The sequence below is a fragment of the Fusicatenibacter saccharivorans genome, assembly GCF_027667425.1.
Taxonomy (GTDB): domain Bacteria; phylum Bacillota; class Clostridia; order Lachnospirales; family Lachnospiraceae; genus Fusicatenibacter; species Fusicatenibacter saccharivorans.
Map to the genome: position 1 here is coordinate 374214 of NZ_JAQEGR010000001.1, position 20478 is coordinate 394691.

Annotated in this window: 9 protein-coding genes and 2 pseudogenes; all 11 read left to right on the forward strand. The window is 42.9% G+C overall.

Annotated features, from left to right (window positions below):
* Positions 1 to 28 precede the first annotated feature (28 nt).
* The 11 genes and pseudogenes from PGS38_RS01730 (at position 29) to mobV (ending at position 20472) form a co-directional block, all read left to right on the forward strand.
* Complete coding sequence (locus PGS38_RS01730) at positions 29 to 2776, forward strand: VirB4-like conjugal transfer ATPase, CD1110 family (RefSeq protein ID WP_118594781.1); 2748 nt, start codon at positions 29 to 31, stop codon at positions 2774 to 2776.
* A gap of 14 nt (positions 2777 to 2790) precedes the next feature.
* Positions 2791 to 5664 (forward strand): C40 family peptidase, encoded by a 2874-nt coding sequence (locus PGS38_RS01735; RefSeq protein ID WP_118594782.1) that lies wholly within the window; start codon positions 2791 to 2793, stop codon positions 5662 to 5664.
* Between the two features lie 15 nt (positions 5665 to 5679).
* Positions 5680 to 12858 carry a DUF3849 domain-containing protein gene (locus PGS38_RS01745; protein WP_118594783.1) on the forward strand — a complete coding sequence of 2393 codons (7179 nt, stop codon included), beginning with the start codon at positions 5680 to 5682 and terminating at the stop codon, positions 12856 to 12858.
* Entirely contained in the window at positions 12839 to 13213 is a 375-nt protein-coding gene (locus tag PGS38_RS01750) for a TnpV protein (protein WP_001129922.1), read from the forward strand. The genes PGS38_RS01745 and PGS38_RS01750 overlap by 20 nt, the downstream gene beginning before the upstream one ends.
* A 366-nt stretch (positions 13214 to 13579) precedes the next feature.
* A complete protein-coding gene (gene tet(O), locus PGS38_RS01755; protein ID WP_000691758.1) occupies positions 13580 to 15499 on the forward strand; it encodes a tetracycline resistance ribosomal protection protein Tet(O) in 1920 nt (639 codons plus the stop codon).
* A gap of 54 nt (positions 15500 to 15553) precedes the next feature.
* The gene (locus tag PGS38_RS01760) at positions 15554 to 15724 is read left to right on the forward strand and encodes a cysteine-rich KTR domain-containing protein (RefSeq protein WP_004614788.1); all 171 of its coding nucleotides are present in this window, start codon (positions 15554 to 15556) and stop codon (positions 15722 to 15724) included.
* A gap of 490 nt (positions 15725 to 16214) precedes the next feature.
* Positions 16215 to 16724 carry a sigma-70 family RNA polymerase sigma factor gene (locus PGS38_RS01765; protein ID WP_105116765.1) on the forward strand — a complete coding sequence of 170 codons (510 nt, stop codon included), beginning with the start codon at positions 16215 to 16217 and terminating at the stop codon, positions 16722 to 16724.
* A 94-nt stretch (positions 16725 to 16818) separates the two neighbouring features.
* A complete protein-coding gene (locus PGS38_RS01770; RefSeq protein ID WP_000323895.1) occupies positions 16819 to 17244 on the forward strand; it encodes an RNA polymerase sigma factor in 426 nt (141 codons plus the stop codon).
* Between the two features lie 83 nt (positions 17245 to 17327).
* A pseudogene (locus PGS38_RS01775) lies at positions 17328 to 17802 on the forward strand (RNA polymerase sigma factor).
* A gap of 154 nt (positions 17803 to 17956) precedes the next feature.
* A pseudogene (locus PGS38_RS01780) lies at positions 17957 to 18989 on the forward strand (AAA family ATPase).
* A gap of 517 nt (positions 18990 to 19506) precedes the next feature.
* A complete protein-coding gene (mobV, locus tag PGS38_RS01785; RefSeq protein WP_001820668.1) occupies positions 19507 to 20472 on the forward strand; it encodes a MobV family relaxase in 966 nt (321 codons plus the stop codon).
* The last annotated feature ends 6 nt before the right edge of the window (positions 20473 to 20478 follow it).

A 20478-nucleotide genomic window follows, 5' to 3' on the forward strand; every position in this document is an offset into this window, starting at 1 on the left:
TTTATATACTTGGAAAGGATGGAACAGAATGGGATTTTTTTCGAATGAGGAATTTATCCGATATAAAAAATGTACACAGCCAGTTTACCAGACACCGGCCAGTATTCAACAAATGCTGGATATTGCAGGTGTACACGAAAATGGAATATTTGAAATAGAACCGAATAACGGGGCAGGGAAAAAGCGGAGAAAATTTGATCGTGTGTATTCTTTTTCAGACTTAAACTATGTGGATCAGGACAAGCAGCAAAAAGACGGCATCCTGTTTCAACTACGGAAATTTCTAAATTCCATGGACACAGATTTCAAGATCACAATACAGTGTGAACCACGGGACGTAACAAATTTCCAGAAATCTCTGTTGCAGGATGAAAATAAAAGTGAGTATCCAGAGCTGGCCCGCTACAATAACGAAATGATTAAAAAATCTCTTGAAAAGGGACAGGAAAACGTTCGAAAACAGCGTTATTTGACTGTGAGTGCAAATTGCCGGTCAATAGAAGAAGCGGAAGGATGGTTTGATACATTCGAGCATACAGCACTTCCAATCTTTTATGCAATGGGTTCGGAATTGGTTCCTTTAAACGCTGTGCAGCGGTTTCAGAAAATCAGAAATTACTTTTTCACAGATGATGGAGAGGAAAGTTTTATTCTCCCGTTTCAGGATATGGTACAGGCCGGAAGAGATTTTCGCAATTCAATCCTTCCACATTCTGTGCGGAATCACAAAAGCTACATGGAATTTGATGAAGAGTGTATGCGGATTCTTTTTGCTGCGGTTCTGCCAACCAGATTGAATGAAGAAAAGTTGATTTTTGAACTGACAGATTTTCCGTTTTATACCTGCCTTACCATAGATACGGCATATATCCCACGGGAAGTGTTACGTGGAAAAATCAGCAACACGAATTTCTACAATGAAAATGCGATCGGGCAGGAAGTACAGGCCAATGCAAGTATGGGTAACTTCTATAGTGAGCCGTCCTATGCAAAGAAAAAGAAGCAGGCCAATCTGAAAAAATATATGGATCAGATCGAGGAAGATGATGAAAATGGCTTCTATGTAGGAATCCTGTTGGCAGTGCGTGGAGCAAATAAAGAGGAACTGGATGCAAACACGGCAGAAGTCAGACGCCGCTGCCGGAAACATTCTATACAGATTGTTCCTTACTACGATCAGCAAATTCAGGCACTGAATACGTTGCTTCCGATCGGAGCGAGGCGTGTAAATAATATGCGTTCCGTCCTGACAAGTTCTTATCTGGCATTCCAGCCATTCTATTCCTGGGATCTGATCCAGCCTGGCGGAACATGGTATGGTATAAATAAAAAAACCAGAAATCCGATCATTGGAAACCGAAAGACATTGAAAAACAGTAATGGTGTTATTTTTGGCCACACTGGTTCTGGAAAGTCCATGCTGCTGAAAATTACGGAAATCGGACAAACATTGATTAACAGTACAGATGATATTTTCCTGATTGATCCGCAGAATGAGATGAAGGGAATCACCCAGAGATTCCGCGGTCAGTATTTTGATCTTTCTGATCCGGATCTGCGCCTGAACCCTCTTGAGATTCCGGAATCTTTGCTGCAAAAGAATGCAAAGGGCCGTGAAGAATATATCCTTTCCCAGCTGCAGTATATGGAAGCATTTCTGTACAGTATCATGACCGGTATACGTCCAAACGGTATCCATAAATCGTTGATTTACCGGTGCGTTGAGGAATTATATCAGAATACGTTTTCAAAAAAGAAACCGATATCCCCGGTGCTTTCTGATTTGGAAGCAATTTTCCAGAAACAGCGGGAACCGGAAGCGCGTGATTTGTATGGATCACTGGAGGCTTATACAAAGCATAGCTTTTTGACATTGGAAGGACAAAGTACACTGTCTACCAGCAGCCGGTTTGTTGCATTTGGAATGAAAAATATCCCTGAATTGATGTGGGAACCGCTGATGATAACAATCATGCATGTTTTAACGCAGCGTTTTTCCTACAACGTTGAACAGCAAAGGGCAACGCATTTTATCGTTGACGAGGCTCAATATGTCTGCCGCCATGAGACAAGTTGTAATGAGCTGGAAAAGGCGTATCTGACGTACCGTAAACTTGGTGGTATCTGTACGATCTGTCTGCAGAACGTTTCAGCAGCAACGGCCAACCGGAAAATTATGGAGATTGTATCAAACTCCGATTTCAAGGTGCTGCTTGACCAGGCCGGTGATGATCGGAACGAATTGCTGCAGATTATGGAGTTATCACAGAAAGAGTTTGAAGCGCTTTCTGATCCGACACCGGGCCAGAGTTTGATTGTCTGGGGCGGGCATATTTTGCAGTGTGATTCGACGATTAGCCGGGACAATCCGCTGTATCATTTCTACAGTACAAACTTCCATGAAGCCGCTGCCGAAAATCGGAACGTATTTTACAGCCAGGAAGCGGATCAAGATGAACATGAAGATGATCTGGAATCCGTGTCAAAGATTGACACGGATGAAAACAGAGACTCGGTGTCAACATTTGACACTGATCCAGACAAAGAGTCTGTTGAGCTTTTAAATGGCGAAGTAGAAGAGCCAATCAGTGAAGAAGAGCTGTTCATGTACCATAAAGTACAAGAAGCTGACGAATGTGATGAATGGCTGGATTGCTATGGTGCCGGAATTTTATGCGGTGTTTCCAATAAACAGGCAGAAGAGATACTGGAATCTCTTGTGAAAAAAGGATATATCGAAAAGATCCAAGGTTGTTACCGTATGCCGGAAAACTAAAGGAAGGATAACGCATGACACCAAAAGACAAGCACACGGAAGTTGCATGGCAGGCAAAACAGCGGGAAGTTAAAACAGGATCTGTGGAAAAGACGGTACACAGTGCTACTTCTGCAATCTATACTGCGTCAGAGATACGATCTGTTATGAGCCACTCTGAAACGCAGGAAATAACAGGAAACCATATTACGCGGGAACAACAGCTGCAAAATATGCGTCTGGCGACGCAGAAATATTTGCAGCCGGAAAATCAAGTAAATACACAAAGTATCTTGCCGGAAAACACTGGACATACGGAACAGGCTGCTGTACAACCGGAAATCCTGTGGTATAAGAATGAATCAAATTATGTACCGGAACAGCCTGTATATAATGGCTCCAGTGAAAAATATGAGGCGAAAGCTGCACAGTTCCATGCACCTGTTTCAGAGACGTATAAAATACCAGAAAAACCGGACAGACAAGTTGCCCGGGAACAGCAGTTGAAAAGTATACGACTGGCAACACAGAAATATGTGCAAACAGAAGCGGGACGTTCCCATGCAGAAGAGAAGCAACAAACAACCCATTTTATTTTAAAAAGTACAGGTTCAGAACGGGAAGATAATATTGAGGCTGCATCAGAGAATCGGATTCAGGAAAATCACGGTAAAAAATATGCTGCAGCCAAGATGAGAGCTTCCATCCCGAATACTGAACAGCTGGAAATGTCGGAAAATAATGACATAAAAGAAGAAAAAAGACAAAGTATGCGTCTGGCCATGTGGAAATATCTGCGGCGGCAAGATACAGAAAACACACAGGGCATTGGAATAGAGGAGAAGCGAAACGGAAATCCGTTGTCTGGAAAACCGACACTTTTTCAACAAGAAGAGGAAGAAAGTAATACGGATGAGAGAGAAAAAAAGAAGGATTTCAGCCGGAAATATACGATTGGCAGGATACAATCATCCACAGTACAAGATTCTAAAGGGGAAGAATTATCATCCAACCAGAGTAAAACTTTCAGACAGCAGCATCAAAGTTTGAATACTGCATCCATGCTGCATGGTATGACAGCAGCGAATGTAGAAAAAGAGGTTGAAGATGATGAGCCGGATTCCCAGAATGATTTAAAAAAATCAAAAACACTTATATATCTGACAAAATTAAAAAAGAATCGAAAAAAAGAAAAAATCACGAGTAAAAATACTTCGGAAGATAGTGAAATTTCAGAAGAATCTTCAACAGAAGAGAAAAAGGAAACTCTTGGTGAAGATGAGGAGAAAACGTCCAATCAGAAGAAGGAAATAAAAAATAAGGAACATACAGAAAAAACATCTGAAAAAAATCCGGCAGAAGATAAAGATAGGCAGGAAATAAAACCGTCCCAGGCGGTAGAGGAATGGAATAAAGAAATGGATCATGCTGAGGAAGAGGACTCAGAGGATGATTCCGGAAGTAAAAAACGGAAAGCCAAAAAGAAAAATCGGAAAGAAAGTGATACAGAAAAGTCAGGAAAGAATGAAAAAGATTCTAATGACCGCAAAAGAAAAAAGGATGAAGAAAGTTCTCGTAAAGAGGGAAAAATTAGAGCATCCTTAAAATGGTTTCGGAGAACAAAGAACTTCCATACAACCGTTCAATCCCTCCGGTTATCCGGGAACGAAGAAGAGATAAAAAAAAGGGCTGATTATCAACAGCGGATGCTACTTCGGCATGGAGTCATTAATACGGCGAAAATATCCGCAGGCATCATTAAAATTATAGCATCCAATGTTTTATTGCTGCTTCCTATTATTTCGCTTTTTCTTCTTTTGAGTCTTCTGTTTCTTGGGGTAAAGGCTGAACGTCAAAGTGCTTCTTCCGCTTATGATGGAGCCTGTTATCTGGCGGCAAAATATGAATCCGGCGGAAACCCGGATCAGGTTGGTGGCGATGGCGGAAATGCATGTGGTGAATTTCAGTTCGACAATCGTTATGAGCTTGGGCCGTTTGTTCGGTGGTGCTATGAAAAAGATCCAACTACATATGGTCCGTTTGAACCATATCTTGGCATGACCACAGAACTAAAAAATAACGCCGGATTTTACGGGGCATGGCATTCGATCTGCATAGAACATAAGATTGCATTTGAGGCAGCCCAGTGCGAATACGTCTATACACAAACACTGCAGCCACTTCTTACATCACTGACAGAATATTATGGTTTTGATTTTACAAACGCGTCTGATGCTTTGAAAGGCTGCGTTCTTTCTTTTGGCAACAGAGATGGAAAATATGTTGTAAGCCTGAAAAGATATTTTGATGGAACAACATCTGCATCAACGGACCGGGAAATTATTGAAAGGGCATATGATGCCATGATCGCCCGCAGACCGAACGTATCCAGGTGGAGCTATGAGAAAGCGGATTGCCTGGCGCAGCTTGATGGGACGCTTGACATTTATGCACCATCCGAAAATGGTGCCGGTGGGATTGACTGGTCCTGGAAAAAAAGCATAGGTGCCGGAGAGTCCGGAAATGCTGCCGTGCAGGCAGCTCTGAATGCTGTAGGAAGTGGTTATTCCCAAAGCAGAAGAGATGATCCGGGATGGTATGATTGTTCTTCCCTGGTTTACCGGAGTTATGCTGCAGCTGGTATTACTTATCTGAATGGAATGGATGCAGCAAGCGAAGCAGAATGCCTGGTAAACAAAGGAATGACTGTCAGCTATGGTGAACTGCAGCCGGGAGACTTGATCTTTTATTCTTATTCGGCCAACGGAAAATACAGGAATATATCCCATGTTGCCATATATCTTGGAAATGGTGAAATGGTTCATGCTGCAGATGAATCCAGAGGGGTATGTAAACAGGCAATGTCACAATCAAATCTTTCGCCGCAATTGTATTGTCGGCCACAATAGTAGAAGGAAAATAAGATGGATAAATATGAATACATAGTGAATCTTGCAGAAAAAACAGCTAAAAGGGTTTCACAGAACCGGGAATCCTGGATGAAGTTCCTGACCTCCGCTGCACGGATTTATAAATATCCGTTTAAAGAACAGCTTCTGATTTATGCACAGAATCCGGATGCAACAGCGTGTGCTTCCATCGAGATATGGAATAAACGTATGAACTGCTGGGTAAATAAAGGATCTTCAGGAATTGCACTTCCGGATGATACTGCAACATACGGTCATAAGCTTAAATATGTATTTGATGTTTCGAATGTTCATGCTGTAAAGCCAAATGGACGTTATCCGAAGGCGTGGAAACTGCGGGAAGAACATAAAAGTGATGTACTGCATAGGCTCGAACAAATATATGGCAGTACAGACAGCACAAAACCCTTTGAAGAAAGAATTATTGAAATTTCAGATCAGCTCGCGGCGGATGCCTATACAGAACTTCAAATTGATTATCCGGATTTACAGGATAGGATAGGATTTGATAAACTGAGCGAACAGGACTTTGCTCTTTGCTTAAAAAAACTTATATCGGAAAGTGTTTCTTTTACAATTTTATCGGCTTGTGAAATAGAAATTTCCGATCATGAATTTTCATTTGATTATATCAATCAGTTTGTTTCTATTAAAACATTGTCAGTATTAGGAACAAAAATTAATGATTCTGCCAGAGGTGTTCTTGCAGAAATCGGAAAAACAGTACGCATTTATGATAAACTTCGCGAGAAAGAACAGGAAAAAGAAATCTCCAAAAAAGAACTTGCAAATGCACCACAACCGCGATATAATGCTTTAAAGCGTGAAAGTTTGCAAGAGGGTAATTCCAAAGATAAAGATAATATTGAAGGAGGAAAACAAAATGGACCTGGAATACGAACAGATGGGAGATTATCTGATTCCGAAACTGAAAGCAAATCCGGAACCGGAGGGAATGGTAACGAAATACGGACTTCTGAGGGACAAATTTCTGAGGGAGAGATACGATGGGGCGAGAACAGCAATGTTTCTGGAAGGAACGCTGAAAGCACATCTTCTCGAGATTCAGGAACAGGCAAGAGAGAGGATGGAAGTCCTGACATCCCAGATGGCGGAGAAAGAAGGAGTAAACGAACAGCTCAAAGCACAGGATCAGATGCTTTGGGTGAAGAAGATGAACAGCATCCAGAGCCGGGCGGAGGAAGTCGTACTGAAAGAACTGATTTACAGCCGACCAATTTTGTAAAACCAGAGGAATCATACACACAATTAAGTCTGTTTCCATCAGCAGAGGAACAGAGAGGATCAATTACAGCAGCGGAAGCAAGTAAAAAATATACTATGCCCGCTGCTTTCTATTTGCCGGAAACCGATCTTGAAGTAATCATCCGAAGTGGTGGCGGGCAAAAAGATAGCCGGAAACGGATTTACGCCAAATATACCGAAGGAAAAAGTACCGATGAAATAATTGCTTTCCTGAAAAAAGAATATAGTCAGGTCGGCAAAGGTTTTGAATTACACGGTCATCCAATATCTGTATGGTTTGATGAAAACGGAATGACTGCCGGTTATGGTATGCAGGCAGCGGAATCTGTAGTTACAACATTAAGCTGGGATCAAATCGAAAAGTACATTCACGCCATGATTACGTATGGCTTGTATATGGATGCGAACGAGGCAGCACTCGTAGACAAAACAGAGATGGAGAGGGTATCTTATCAGATCGGCTATTTTCTCCGTGATTGGATAGATGATGTACCGGAAGAACTTAACAGTATAGAAAAAATAGAAACTCTTCTTTCTACGCATGAAGGAAGAGAACAGCTGGAAAGCTTTTTGGAAGATGTCGATGCACGGATTTCCTATGGAGAATTAAAGCCGAAAACTGTGAAATCTCCAGGATATCTATTATCCGAAATCGCGGATCTTGACAGGGAGAGAATTCATTTTCCACTTCATGATACGGTAGATGTCAGACAGGAAGATTTCATCACACAGGACGAAATCGACTATGCCCTTTGCATTGGAAGTGGTTTTGCAGATGGAAAATTTCGAATCTACGAATATTTCATGGACCTGCATAACCAGAAAGAAAATGCAGACTTTCTGAAAAAAGAATATGGGATTGGTGGCCAATCCGGTGCGTTACCTGGCAATAGTAGTTCCAACAGTGAACATGATGCGAAAGGTATTCTCCTGGAGAAAGGAAGCCTTTTAAATCCATATACAAAAGTCCTTTTAAATTGGAATGTCGTAGAAGAAAGAATCTGCGAGCTGATTTATGCAGACAAATACTTTTCACCACAGGAAAAAGAAGAGTATAAGAATTATAAAAAAGAACAGGAAAAAAAGGCAAAAGAAGCCGAAATTACCCGGCTGAATAACGGAATCCGGTTAGAGTGCAAACAGGAGATCGAAAAACAGATTGCCGAAAAATACAATGGATTTTCCGTTCCACAAAATACGGTATCTGAAATTGTAGAAAAATACGGCATAGACTGTGTACAATTTGTTTTGGCCAATACCATTGTGCAGGCATGGAAGGAAGGTCGGTTTTCTCTAAGAAACAAAGAATGGGCGAGTTCCATCCTTACAGAAGGAGAATGGAGCAATACACTGATCTTAAACACCCACCCAACTATTTTGGATGGATTTACAAACCAAGTCAGAAACCTGCAGCATGAAAAACTGCAGCATGAAAAAGAACAGGTAGTACAGGAACAGCTTACACTGGATGGCCATCTCTGCATTCTGATTGACCAGTGGGAATCTGGAAACGTTAAATATCTGATCGGAAATTGTGTTGATGATCCGGACTTTTATTATGTTCAGTGTAAAAATCGAGTCTTTGAATTTGACCATAAGCCAGATAAAGTTGAAGTAGAGGACTATTATATCGACATTCTTGCTGAAGAAGACATTGATCGACATGAAGCGGAAGTTGGTGCCAAACTTGATGGGGAAGAACTGCAACGGTTATCCTGGCAGGTGGTACATGAGGCAGATGATGCGTTTGGAAATCCAACAAAATGGAGCGCAAGGCTTTTTTCGGATGTCTTTTTGTGGATCAACAAAGGAAATGCCGTATATTCCATTTATGATGCAGAAGGTTATCCGCCATTGGAAACTTTTGAATCTTTGGAAGATGCCATGGCATGGGCCGATGAACTTGCTGCAGATGGAAGAGACATTGAAAATTCTATTCCAGACGAAACGACGCCAGATACCGAAGAAAAACAAGAAGAAAGTAAAGCTGCACCGGATAAAAGTGCAGCTTCCAATTTTCAGATCAGTGATGACCATTTGGGGGAAGGATCTCCAAAAGAGAAATTCAGAAGGAATCTTGCTGCCATTGTGCTGCTTAACCGGATCGAATCGGAAAACAGATACGCTACAGCAGAAGAACAGCAGGTTCTCAGTCAATATATTGGATGGGGTGGACTGGCGGATGCCTTTGACGAAAGCAAACCAAACTGGTCTGAAGAATATCAGCAATTAAAGGCTGCATTATCGCCGGATGAATACCGTATGGCCAGGGAAAGCACTTTAAACGCACATTATACCAGTCCAGTGATTATCCGGCAAATTTACAGTGCTTTGGAACGAATGGGTTTTTCCAAAGGAAACGTTCTGGAACCGGCAATGGGAGTTGGAAACTTTTTGGGCATGATGCCGGACTCCATGAAAGAAAGCAACTTATATGGAGTTGAACTGGACAGTATTTCCGGACGGATTGCCAAACAGCTGTATCCACATGCCAACATACAGATATGTGGTTTTGAAAAAACTACATATCCAGATAACTTTTTTGATCTTGCCATTGGAAATGTTCCGTTTGGACAATACAAGGTGGTAGATAAGAAATACGATCGGAACAAATTCCTGATCCATGATTACTTCTTTGCAAAAACACTGGATAAAGTACGTCCCGGTGGTATTGTTGCCTTTATCACAAGCAAAGGAACACTGGACAAGTCCAATCCGGAAGTGCGGAAATACCTGGCACAACGGGCCGAGTTACTTGGTGCTGTCAGGCTTCCAAATAAAGCCTTTAAATCGAATGCAGGAACAGAAGTAACATCCGATATTTTGTTTTTGAAAAAACGGGATCATATGATTGTTTCTGATCCGGATTGGGTCTATCTTGGAAAAGATGGATCAGACATTACCATGAACAATTATTTTGTTGAACATCCAGAACAAATTGTTGGAAAAATGGAAATGGTATCCGGTCCTTATGGAATGGAAAGTACCTGCACAGCAGATGATTCGCAACCGTTTGAAGAACAATTACAGGAGTCTCTGCAAAATATCAATGGAGAATTTGATGCGATTGATCCGGAAGAGATTCTTACGGAGGACTTAGAAGAGCTACTTTCTGCAGATCCGAACGTCAAAAATTATAGCTTTACGGTTGTTGGAAAGGAAATTTATTACCGGGAAAATTCTGTTATGCGTCCTGTTGACGTTTCGGCCACAGCAAAAGAGCGGATCAAGGGAATGATCGGCATCCGGGATTGTACTCGTGCGTTAATTAATTTGCAGCTGAATGAGTATTCCGATGCAGACATTAAACAAAAGCAGGAAGAACTGAGTGCGTTGTATGATGGATATACAGCAAAATTCGGTATACTGAATTCGCGTGCAAACAGAATCGCATTTGATCAGGATTCCAGTTATTCTCTGATTTGCTCATTAGAAAACCTTGATGAAGAAGGAAATTTCAAGGAAAAGGCTGCTATATTCCAAAAGCGTACAATTAAGCAGGAGAAAGTTGTTACAAGCGTTGACACAGCCAGTGAAGCATTGACCGTATCTCTTTCAGAAAAGGCTGTTGTTGATCTTCCGTATATGAGTGAACTTTCCGGAAAAGATACCAAAGAAATTGTGGAAGAACTTCGCGGTGTCATATTTGAAGACCCAATCACCGGAAAATGGGAGACTGCAGATGAATATTTAAGCGGTAATGTCCGGGAAAAACTCAAAATTGCAACATCTTACGCAGAAACAAAACCTGAGTTTAGCATTAATGTGCAGGCACTTAAACAGATACAGCCCCAAAATCTCGATGCCTCAGAGATAGAGATCAGGATTGGTGCCACATGGATTGATCCGAAGTATATAGATGACTTCATGGGGGAAGTCTTTCAAACACCACATTATCTATTAGATCCTGGTACTGTAAAAACAAGTTTTTCGAATATAACAAGTACATGGAACATTGCCGGAAAAAATGCTGAAACTTCCCGCTCTTTTGCAAATACCACATTTGGAACCACAAGAGTAACTGCGTATAAGTTGCTGGAAGATACCTTAAATTTGAAAGACATAAAAATTTATGATACCTTTGATGAAAGGAGGGTACTGAATAAGGAAGAAACGACTATTGCAAGTCAAAAGCAGGAAAACATAAAAGAAGCGTTTAAAGACTGGATATTCCGTGATCCGGAACGAAGACAGAAGATTGTAGAAACGTATAACGAACTATTCAATTCTGTTCGTCCACGGGAATATGAAGGCTCTCATTTGACATTTCCTGGCATGACGCCAGATATTGAATTAAAGCCGCACCAGAAAAATGCAATAGCCCATATTTTATACGGCAACAATACATTACTTGCCCAGTGTGTTGGTGCTGGAAAGACATTTGAAATGATTGCTGCAGCGATGGAGAGCAAAAGACTCGGTTTATGCCAGAAATCATTATTTGTTGTCCCAAATCACCTCGTAGAACAATGGGCTTCTGATTTCCTACGGTTATATCCGGGGGCAAACATCCTTGCGGCCCGGAAAAAAGATTTTGAACCGGCAAACCGGCAAAAATTCTGTTCCAGAATTGCTACCGGAGATTATGATGCAGTTATTATCGGACATAGCCAGTTTGAAAAAATACCTCTTTCCGATGAACGACAAAAAAATACAATCATACAGCAGATTGATGAGATCGAAAAAGGACTTCGTGAAATAAAAGCAGAGAATGACGAACGTTTTACCATTAAACAGATGGAAAAGACCAAAAAGAGTCTGGAAACGCGTCTTGCCAAGCTTTATGACCAAACCAGAAAAGATCAAGTTGTAAATTTTGAAGAACTCGGTATAGACAGGCTGTTTGTGGATGAAAGCCATAACTATAAGAATCTGTTTTTGTATACCAAAATGCGCAATGTGGCAGGTATCCCGCAGACAGAAGCCCAGAAGTCCTCAGACATGTTTGCAAAATGCCAATATATGGATGAACTAACCGGCGGCAAAGGTATCACCTTTGCTACCGGAACGCCGATTTCCAACAGTATGACAGAGCTGTATACAAATATGCGTTATCTGCAGTACGGCACACTGAAAAGATTGGGAATGACACAATTTGATTCCTGGGCAGCATCATTTGGTGAAACACAAACAGCGATTGAGTTAGCTCCAGAGGGGGTTGGTTACCGTACAAAAAGAAGGTTTTCTCGCTTTTTCAATCTTCCTGAGCTAATTTCAGTATTCAAAGAAGCGGCCGACATTAAAACTGCAGATATGCTGAATCTTCCTGTTCCGGAGGCTCAATACGAAAATGTAGTTCTGAAACCAAGCGAATACCAGAAAGAAATGGTTGCATCGCTTGCTAATCGCGCTGAAGCAGTCAGAAACCAGCTTGTGTCACCTTATCAAGACAACATGTTGAGGATAACAAACGACGGCCGGAAACTTGCTCTCGATCAGCGTCTGATAAACGAAATGCTACCTGCGAATGAAAATTCAAAAGTTGCAGTGTGTGCCGAAAAATCTTATCATATCTGGGAAGAAACCACTTCAGAAAGATCTACACAGCTTATTTTTTGTGATTTATCTACGCCAAGGAAAAATAGGGATGAATCTTTTAGCGTATATGATGAGTTAAAGTCTCTCCTTATGAAAAAGGGTGTGCCGGAAGATGAGATTGCATTTATTCATGACGCCAATACAGATCAGAAAAAAGCTGAATTATTTGCTAAAGTCCGTAGCGGACAGGTTCGTTTTCTGATCGGATCTACTTCTAAAATGGGTGCTGGAACAAACGTGCAGGATCGTTTGATTGCGTTGCACCATCTTGATGTACCGTGGCGTCCATCCGATGTAGGACGGATTTTGCGGACATTCAAAATAAAAAAGAATGTGGAGGTAACAGACAATGGCAAAATCATTATTTGAGGAACTGGGCGGCAAATACGAAAGGCAAGGGGATTATTTGATACCGTGCTTAACTGTACCCGCCGAAGAAGAACAGGCAATAGGCATCTGGGGGCAACGGCATTTAGATTATCTAAAACAGTACCGTAAAGTTACATACACCAATCTTCTTACAAGCGGCAGGCTAAACGCCTACCTTGCCGACATCAACAGACAGGCACAGGAACGCTTTGAAAGGCTCATAGAGGGTATGAAACAGGCACAGGGCATAACGGAACAGCTAAAGGCAGAAAACGCCTTAGAATGGACAGGATGCCTCAATAACATAAGGGCTTGTGCGAGGGAGATTGTGGAAAAGGAAATTATTTTTGCATAAACAGATGATTAGTGGCAGGGGGAAATCCTGCCGCTTTTTCTGCTTTAGTTTGTCAGCTTGACAAATAAAGGGTTAAGGAATATAATTAGATTCAGTATTATACAAGGAGTTAATAAATATGCGGCAAGGTATTCTTAAATAAACTGTCAATTTGATAGTGGGAACAAAAAGTAGCAGTCCCGTTTCACTTTTAATATGGGGCTTAGTTTTTTGTACCCAGTTTAAGAATACTTTTATCATGTAATTTTATATGCCCGAAAACATATAAGTGTTTTGGGGCTATTGGAGTTATTTACCCAGTGATAGGAGTATTTATCACTGGGTATTTTTATGCCCTTTTTTGGGTGTTGATAGGAGGAAAATCACATGAAAATAATTAACTTAGGCATTCTGGCTCACGTTGACGCAGGAAAGACAACATTAACGGAAAGTTTATTGTATACCAGTGGTGCAATTGCAGAACTAGGGAGCGTAGATGAAGGCACAACAAGGACAGATACAATGAATTTGGAGCGTCAAAGGGGAATCACTATCCAGACAGCAGTGACATCTTTTCAGTGGGAGGATGTAAAAGTCAACATTATAGATACGCCAGGCCATATGGATTTTTTGGCGGAAGTATACCGTTCTTTATCCGTATTAGACGGAGCAGTATTATTAGTTTCTGCAAAGGATGGCATACAGGCACAGACCCGTATACTGTTTCATGCACTACAGATAATGAAGATTCCGACAATTTTTTTCATCAATAAAATTGACCAAGAGGGGATTGATTTGCCAATGGTATATCGGGAAATGAAAGCAAAGCTTTCTTCGGAAATTATAGTGAAGCAAAAGGTTGGGCAGCATCCCCATATAAATGTAACGGACAATGACGATATGGAACAGTGGGATGCGGTAATTATGGGAAACGATGAACTATTAGAGAAATATATGTCAGGGAAACCGTTTAAAATGTCAGAACTGGAACAGGAAGAAAACAGGAGATTCCAAAACGGAACGTTATTTCCCGTTTATCACGGAAGCGCTAAAAACAATCTGGGGATTCGGCAGCTTATAGAAGTAATTGCCAGTAAATTTTATTCATCAACGCCTGAAGGTCAATCTGAACTATGCGGGCAGGTTTTTAAGATTGAATATTCAGAGAAAAGGCGGCGTTTTGTTTATGTGCGTATATATAGCGGAACATTGCATTTGAGGGATGTTATTAGAATATCTGAAAAAGAGAAAATAAAAATCACAGAGATGTGTGTTCCGACAAACGGTGAATTATATTCATCCGATACAGCCTGCTCTGGTGATATTGTAATTTTACCAAATGATGTTTTGCAGCTAAACAGTATTTTGGGGAACGAAATACTGTTGCCGCAGAGAAAATTTATTGAAAATCCTCTCCCTATGCTCCAAACAACGATTGCAGTAAAGAAATCTGAACAGCGGGAAATATTGCTTGGGGCACTTACAGAAATTTCAGATGGCGACCCTCTTTTAAAATATTATGTGGATACTACAACGCATGAGATTATACTTTCTTTTTTGGGGAATGTGCAGATGGAAGTCATTTGTGCCATCCTTGAGGAAAAATATCATGTGGAGGCAGAAATAAAAGAGCCTACTGTTATATATATGGAAAGACCGCTTAGAAAAGCAGAATATACCATCCACATAGAAGTCCCGCCAAATCCTTTCTGGGCTTCTGTCGGGTTGTCCATAGAGCCGCTCCCTATTGGAAGCGGAGTGCAGTATGAAAGCAGAGTTTCACTTGGATATTTAAATCAATCGTTCCAAAATGCGGTTATGGAGGGGGTTCTTTATGGCTGCGAGCAGGGGCTGTATGGATGGAAAGTGACAGACTGTAAAATCTGTTTTGAATATGGATTGTATTATAGTCCTGTAAGTACCCCCGCAGACTTTCGGCTGCTTTCCCCTATCGTATTGGAGCAGGCTTTAAAAAAAGCAGGGACAGAACTATTAGAGCCATATCTCCACTTTGAAATTTATGCACCGCAGGAATATCTCTCACGGGCGTATCATGATGCTCCAAGGTATTGTGCAGATATTGTAAGTACTCAGATAAAGAATGACGAGGTCATTCTGAAAGGAGAAATCCCTGCTAGATGTATTCAAGAATACAGGAACGATTTAACTTATTTCACAAATGGGCAGGGAGTCTGCTTGACAGAGTTAAAAGGATACCAGCCAGCTATTGGTAAATTTATTTGCCAACCCCGCCGCCCGAATAGCCGTATAGATAAGGTTCGGCATATGTTCCACAAGTTAGCTTAACAGCTTGCAAAAGTCATATAAAATGAGATTTGAAAGGATTAGAGACTAATTATGATGAAATGCGAATGGATATTGTGTCCTGTTTGTGGGAGCAAAACCCGTAATAAAATTAGGAAGGACACTGTTTTGGAGAATTATCCCCTTTATTGTCCAAAATGCAGACAAGAAAGATTGATTAAAGTTGACAACTTGAAGATAACTGTCATCAAAGAGCCAGACGCTTAAGACGCAGAGCCGATGAAATTGTGGAACAATTCACGAATCATCGGCTCTTTTTGTTTCGTATTTGAAAGAACAAACTCACCAAATAAAAAAAACGATATTCGGGTGGGTTATTTTGTTATACCCTAAATTACCCTCTGAATTTGTTTTTAAATTTGGAGGGATTTTTTTATGTCCTTTTTTCGGGCAGTTATCTATCTGCTCATACGAAGCAAAATTTATCAATACATAGCATATCAGAGAACGGCAGGAAACCAGTTAAAAAAATTTCTGCCAGTGCAACGGTACTTCTCACCTTGAAAGTAGAAGTACAATCTCCATACAATAGAATTACTATTTCCTATAACCGTAAAGGTCACAGATCCTTTGCGGTTTTTCTTTTGTCGATTTTTGTTGGAAAGTGCCGTAGGGCTGTTTCTGATATGCGGTGTCGTTCTCCGCCTCTCCATCTGGATTTTTTACATTTCAAAAATTCAGATGGGAGGTATTTATGGTGAAATATGCACCAAGAAAGGTATATATCAGAGAAAGTGGCGGCTATGTGGAATTATCCTACACGGAGTTCTGCCGTTGCAGGGAATCCGACCAGACCTATATGGACAAGCTGTTTATCCCCATTCAAGGCTGTCTGCTTGAAGTCGTGAGGGAGCAATACACAGACTTCTACCGTGACAAGGAACGGTGGCGTTATCTGCAAAAATTAGATACAAAGAATAGACTGCTATCTCTCGACGGATTTACGGACAGCGAGGGGAATCCTCTGGACTTTATCACTGATGAAGCGGTGGACATTGCAGAAACCGTTGTCAATGCGGTCATGGTGGACAGGCTGAAAGCCGCCCTGCCTTTGCTGTCGGATAGTGAACAGGAGCTGATACAGGCAATCTTTTTTGACGGACTTTCCGAGCGTGAAGTCGGGGCGAGGTTGGGCATAACCCAGAGCGTTGTAAACAAACGCAAAGCCAGAATCCTAATAAAACTAAGAAAGATAATAGAAAATTAAAATTTAAGGCGTTCAGCCCCCTTGTTTTTTCCTTTGGGAAGATGAGGGGGCTTTTCTCTGCCCTCTCAATCAATTCTGATTGGAGGAAGTAAGAATGGCATACAACCACGGACGGGAGGACAGGAAATGGCGTATCTGGAAAGAAGCGGAGGAAAAGCTGCTGCGTGAGTGCGGCGTTGATGAAGCGACCATTGAGCAGATACGCATGGCGGACAGGGCAGACTTCAATTCCAACAGGCGGTTTTACCGATGGACGAATGACGTTGCGGAATATCTTGAGGACATGGCAGGCAGGGAGCGGCAGGCGGAAGTGGGTACGGTTGCGGAGTTACTGGAAGAGATTGAGAGCGAAAATCTCTATCAAGTATTAGTCACGGTGGACGGGCGTACCTTGAAAATCGTCCTGCTGAAAATGCAGGGGTATTCCACAAAGGAGATTGCCCCGCTTGTGCATTTGACGACTGGTGCCATCTATGCGAGGTTAGACCATCTGCGGAAGAAGCTGCGGAAAATTTTATAGCTTCTAAAACAGCCTGCCATCCTGCGGGCTACTGGGTGAGGGATGGAAATCCCCTCACTCATTTTTTGCAGGAGGACAACAGGATGGCATACAGGGTTAAGGCATACACGCTTCGGGAGGAATCCACGGAAAGCGGCACAAGGTATTTTATCAGCTTTAAGGACGGGCAGGGCAAATCCCACGAGTTGGAAGTGTCGGAACAGTTCTTTATGGAGTTTCGGCAGATGGAGCGCAGGAACAGGAATCTTTTCTAATGGGACGAGCGGCACAGGGAGTTTAACGAGGTATGGGACGAAACCCTTTACAGACGGGCGTTGCGTGTGCCTAAGAGCCTTGATGAACGCATGGTTGAGGAAGAACGGAATGAAACGCTCTATAAGGCGGTTGGGAGCCTTCCAGAGATACAAAGGCGGCGTTTCCTGCTCTACTACGAGTATGAGTTCAATTTTTACCAAATCGCCGCTATGGAGCATTGCACCGCTTCGGCAATACAGAAATCTGTTGCGATTGCAAAGGAGAAAGTAAAGGCGGAAATTGAAGAAATATCTCCAACCGTGACCGACACCGCCCGAAAAAGAAATCTGTTTTTTATTTGTGTGGGATTGGCGGCATTACATACTCTCACTTTTTTCCGTGGGAGTAAATCTATTTTTAAGGAGGTCAACGCCTATGTGCAACGAAAACAAAGACACCGCCCGAAAGGAGGAAAGCCATGCAGAAGTTACAGACAGTCAACGCCGAAACGCTCCTTTATGAACCGCTTGAGAAACCATCCTTTGTGGTGGACAGCCTTATCCCGACAGGCTTATCGCTGTTCTGCGGCTCACAGAAGATAGGCAAAAGCTGGCTCATGCTGAAGCTATGCTTATGCGTGTCGCAGGGAATCCCTTTATGGGATATGCCGACAATGGAGGGCGATGTGCTTTACCTCTGCCTTGAGGACACGTTCTGCCGCATACAGGACAGGTTATTTCGTTTGACGGACGAAGCAAGCGGGCGGCTCCACTTTGCCGTGGCAAGCTGCAAGCTGTCAGACGGTCTTATCGTGCAGCTTGAAGATTATCTGAAAGATTACCCAGACAGCAGGCTCATTGTCATTGATACCTTGCAGAAAGTCCGTACAGCTTCAAAAGACAATGCCTATGCAAGCGACTATGGGGACATCTCCCTCATCAAAGACTTTGCCGACAGGCACTCTCTGGCGGTCATTGTCGTACACCACATCCGAAAGCAGAATGACAGCGACGTGTTCAACAAGGTGTCTGGGACGACAGGATTAACGGGGAGTGCGGACGCTACCTTTGTTCTGGAAAAGGAGAAACGTGCGTCTGACACCGCCAAGCTGTATGTGACGGGCAGGGACACGCCTTATCAGGAATACACGCTGCGTTTCCGTGATTGCCGTTGGGAGCTTGTGGAGCGGAAAACGCAGGAGCAGCTTGCGAAAGAAACGATACCAGATGTCCTTTTTCGGTTGGTGGATTTTATGAGGGATAAGGAAGAATGGATAGGCACGGCAACGGAACTGTTAGCCGCTATGGGGGAAACGGAAACCATACCCACGGTGATTACGAAATGGCTGAATGAATACCGCACCACATTTTTAAGCGAGAACCGTATCTGCTACCAGTACAGCCGCAGGAAAGACGGCAGGCGGATTGCCCTTGCAAGGAGGGCGGGTGACAGCGGTGATGGTGGTGACAGCGATATTAGGATACCCCCCTGTTACTGTCATTGACGCTTAAAGCCATGTAAAGCTGGCGGCTCTGCCCTGCGGGTGACAGCAGTGACGGTGGTGACAGTGATTTTAGGATACCCTGCCGCTGTCATCCCTACGGGAGAACACCCCGTAAACGCAAAATGCAGGCGTGAGATTTACTCGCCCTTTTCGGTCGTGTAAAACCACCCCTGCGGTCAGAAAAATCATTCCGATTTTTCCGACTGCGTTTACAGGGTGTAACACACTACACTTTGCCCTGCAAAGTCGTGTGCCAGACGTTCCCTCTGGACTCCCTTAAGGCAGGGCTGTGCCCTGCTATCCTACGCCTTACGGCTTCGGATAAAAGAATGGCGGCATGACGGTGACGGCTCTTGCGAGGGGGGTATCCCAAAAACACCGTCATCATCGACATGACCGTCATGCAGGGGGTGAGGGTGACAGTTGCGGCAGTCGGCAGGGGGTATCCCAAAACTGCTGTCACCACCGTCACCGCTGTCACCCCAAAGGACGGTCACCCGCCGAAAGAAAGGAGGAATCCGCCTATGCCTTATGCAATCCTGCGTTTCCAGAAACGAAAAGCGGGCGGCGTTGCGGCTTGTGAACGCCACAACGAGCGGAAGAAAGAAGCCTACAAAAGCAACCCAGATATAGATATGGAACGCTCTAAAAACAATTACCATCTCATAGCACCACCAAAGTACACCTACAAGAAAGAGATTAACCGCATGGTAGCCGAAGCGGGGTGCAGGACAAGGAAAGACAGCGTGATGATGGTGGAAACGCTCATCACAGCTTCACCAGAATTTATGAACCAGTTACCGCCCGAAGAACAAAAAGCGTATTTCCAGACGGCTCTTGACTTCATTTCGGAGCGTGTTGGAAAGCAGAATATCCTCTCCGCTGTCGTCCATATGGACGAGAGAACGCCCCATATGCACCTCTGCTTTGTGCCGATTACGCCAGACAATAAGCTGTCAGCGAAAGCTATCTTAGGCAACCAGAAATCATTATCCGAGTGGCAGACCGCCTACCATGAGCGGATGTCCTCACGGTGGAATCAGCTTGAACGGGGGCAGTCCTCAATGGAAACCAAGCGGAAACACGTCCCCACATGGCTCTATAAATTAGGCGGCAGGCTTGATAAACAGTATGAAGAAATCGTGTCTGCCCTATCCGACATCAACGCCTTTAACGCAGGGAAGAAAAGGGATAAAGCGTTAGATTTACTCTCTGCATGGCTGCCAGACGTGGAGAAATTCTCTAAGGAAATCGGGAAACAGCAGGCGTATATCGACAGTTTGAAAGAGAGAATTGGGCAGGAATCAGACTATGCGGGGCGTATGCGTGATGAAAAGTACGAGCAGGAACTAAAGGTGCAGAAAGCGAATCAGAAGATATTTGAATTGCAGAGAACCAACGAGCAGATGGGGCGGCTGCTGTCAAAAATACCGCCCGAAGTGTTGGAAGAATTGCAGAAAAATCATAGAAGCAGAGCGAAAGAAAGGTAGATATGT